Raw genomic sequence first — 3,205 nt, 5'->3', positions numbered from 1 at the left:
ACTGGCCGCCCGCCGCGGCGACGTCGCACCGCAGGCGTTCCACCCGCAGGCGGTCATCGAGCTGGCCCTGGCCGACGTCGCCTCCCGCAAGGCCGGGTGGACCCGCGCGGACCTCACCCGCGCGATCAACGCCGCCCTGCCCGACTACCTGGGCGTCCCCGACGGAACTGACGTCGCGGCGTTGCTTGACCAGCTCACCGACGAAGCGGTGCTGTACGCGGTCGCGATGGACGCCGAACGCCCCGGGGAGTCGCTGCTGCCGCCCGACCTGCTGCTGGCCAACGGCGAGTCCGCGATGCGCGCCCCGGGCGGGCGGATCTACTCCACCCCCGACCAGGTCCGCTCCGAACGCATCCTGCTCGCCGCCACCAGCTCGCGCGACGGCGCCGCGCTGACCGAGCAGGCCGCGGCTGCGTTCCTGGCCCGCCTCGACGACGAGGGCGTGCGCCTCGGGGCCGACCAGGCAGCCGCGGTGCGCGGGGTCCTCACCTCCGGCGCCCGGGTCGAGACGCTCGTCGGGCCGGCCGGGACCGGGAAGTCCTTCGTCGTCGGCACCCTGGCCCGCGCCTGGGCAGATCCGGAGTCCGGGCGGCGGGTGTTCGGGCTGGCGACCAGCCAGGTCGCCACCGACGTCCTCACCGGCGAAGGGCTGACCGCGCGGAACGTGACCCGGTGGCTGTCCACGCAGGACCGGCTCGCCGCCGCGCCCGCCGAACACCGGGCCGTCGACGGAGAGGAGGCGTGGCGGCTGCGTGACGGGGACCTGGTCGTCGTCGACGAGTCCGCGATGACTGACACCGCCGCGCTGGCCGCCGTCCACGGCCACGTCGATGCGGCGGGGGCGAAGCTGCTGCTGGTCGGGGACCACAAGCAGCTCGCCGCCGTCGGCGCCGGGGGAGGGATGGACATGCTCGCCGCGGCCGGGTCGCGCTACGAGCTCACCGACGCCCGCCGCTTCACCGACGGCTGGGAACGCGCCGCGTCCCTGCGTCTGCGCGCCGGGGACGAGACGGTGCTGCGCGAGTACCACCAGCACGGCCGCCTCATCGACGCCGGCACCCGCGAGGACGCCGAAGCCTCGGCCGCGCGGGCGTGGCTGGCCGACACCCTCGACGGGCGCCGGTCGCTGCTGCTGGTCGACACCAACGACCAGGCCGCCCGCCTGTCGGCACAGCTACGCGGGGAGCTGGTCCGCCTCGGGCGGGTCGAGGAGCACGGTGTCCCGCTCGGGATGCAGGGCACCTTCGCCGGGGCCGGGGACCTGGTGCAGGCCCGCCGCAACGGCTGGAACCTCACCGGCGTCGAGGGCAACCGCCGTGGCCCGATCAACCGGGAGACCTACCGCGTCACCGCCGTCCGCGACGACGGCGCCCTCGAAGTCACCACCGACCCCGACGGCGACGCGGGGGAGCGGCTGGTGCTGCCCGCCGACTACGTCGCCGAGCACCTGGCCCTCGGCTACGCCTCCACGGTGCACGCCGCGCAAGGGACCACCGTCGACACCACCCACACCGTCGCCACCCCGAACACCGCCGCGGCCGCGCTCTACGTGGGCATGTCCCGCGGGCGCGGATCCAACACCGCGCACGTCGCCACCCGCACCGGCCCGGAGGATGCGGCCGAGGGCACCACCCACGAGCACGGCGTGCATCGCGACCCGGTCGCCACACTCGCCGGGATCCTCGACACGAGCGAGCAGGCCGTCGAGCGTTCGTCGCTCACGTTCGCCGCCGACTCCGTGGCCGAAGCCCTCAGCACCCGCACCGCGGCCGACCTGCTGGCCGAGGGGGCCCAGCTCGCCGCGACCGAGCGCACCAACGCCGCCCTCGACCGGCTCGTCGACACCGGCGCACTGACCGTCGACCAGCGCACCCGCATCGCGGCCGAGGACGGCACCGGCGCGCTGACCCGCATCCTGCGCCGCGCCGAGCTCGCCGGGCACGACCCCGACACCGTCCTGGGCGACGCCGTCGAACGCGGCCCGCTCACCGGCGCCCGCACCGTGTCCAACGTCCTCTACTCCCGCATCCGCGACAGCCACCGCTTCGACCCCGTCGGACAGAGCTGGACCGACTGGACCCCCCGGGTCGAGGACAAGGAGTGGGACGCCTACCTGAGCACGCTCGCCGAGGCCGCCGACGACCGCGCCCACACACTCGGCGCCGAGCTGGCCGACGCCCCGCAGCCCTGGGCGCTCGCCGCGTTCGGCGAGGTCCCCGACGACGGCCCCGCCCGCGCCGCCTGGGCCGACACGGTCGGGCGGGTCGCGGCCTACCGCGAGGCCCGAGGTCACGACGACCCCGACGACGCCCTCGGCCCAGCCCCGCAACCCGGGCAGGTCGAGCAGTTCGCCGCCTACCGCGCGGCGTGGCGCGACCTCGGCAGGCCCGAGATCGACCGCGAGCACCTGGAGCTGTCCAACGGCCAGCTCCGGATGCGCGTCCGCGCCTACGACCGCGAGCTGGCCGCCGCGCCCCGCTACGTCGCCAACGAGCTCGCCGCCACCCACCAGGCCGCGACCCGCCACCACCAGGACGCCGCCCTGCGCCGCGCCGAAGCCGACACGGCGACCGACCCGGCCGAGCAGCAGCGCCTCACCGACGAGGCCACCCAGGCCGCCGCGCTCGCCGCAGTTCTGGAACGGCGCGCGACCGAGCTGGGCGAGGTCGACGACGCCCGCAGCCGCTGGCTCGCCCACACCGCCCAGACCCGCGCGCAGGCCGAGTTGTCCAAGGCCGAGCTGTCCGCCCGCGACGCCGACGACGACCCCGACGACCGGGTCACCGCCGCCGAGTGGAAGGCCGCCCACGACGACGCCGTCGCCGAGGACGACCGGCACCGCGAGATCACCGAGGACGATCTCTTCGACCACCTCGACGACGCCCGACCCGACGAGGACCGGGATGTGGCCGAGTCGCGGCGGGAGGACGTGCGTGAGGCGCCGCCGGTCCAGAGCGGGGAGGACGTCGTGCGGGTCCCGGAGGCCGAGCAGACCGGGCAGTCGGTCCAGCACGCCCGCCGGCTGCTCGACGAGATCGCCTACCGCGACGCCGCCGACGAACCCGAGGACGAACGCGCCGCCCAGCTCACCCGCTGGCACGCCGAGGACGCCGCCACCGACTGCGGCGACGGGTCGTGGGACGACGACGCGATGCCCTGACCAGCACCTCGTCACGCGGGAGGCCGGCCCCGAATCGGGGCCGGC

1 protein-coding gene is annotated in these 3,205 nt (G+C 76.1%); it reads left to right on the top strand.

Features of this window, described 5'->3' with window-relative positions; translation table 11 throughout:
- Positions 1–3,160 (top strand): AAA family ATPase (locus ND486_RS28685; protein ID WP_251787432.1); only part of this gene is annotated, 3,160 nt, incomplete at its 5' end.
- Positions 3,161–3,205: the final 45 nt, after the last annotated feature.

It is taken from the genome of Pseudonocardia sp. DR1-2 (assembly GCF_023717215.1).
GTDB classification, from domain to species: Bacteria; Actinomycetota; Actinomycetes; order Mycobacteriales; family Pseudonocardiaceae; genus Pseudonocardia; species Pseudonocardia alni.
The sequence above is the reverse complement of the archived record's forward strand: the minus strand, read 5'-3'. Positions and strand labels throughout refer to the sequence as shown.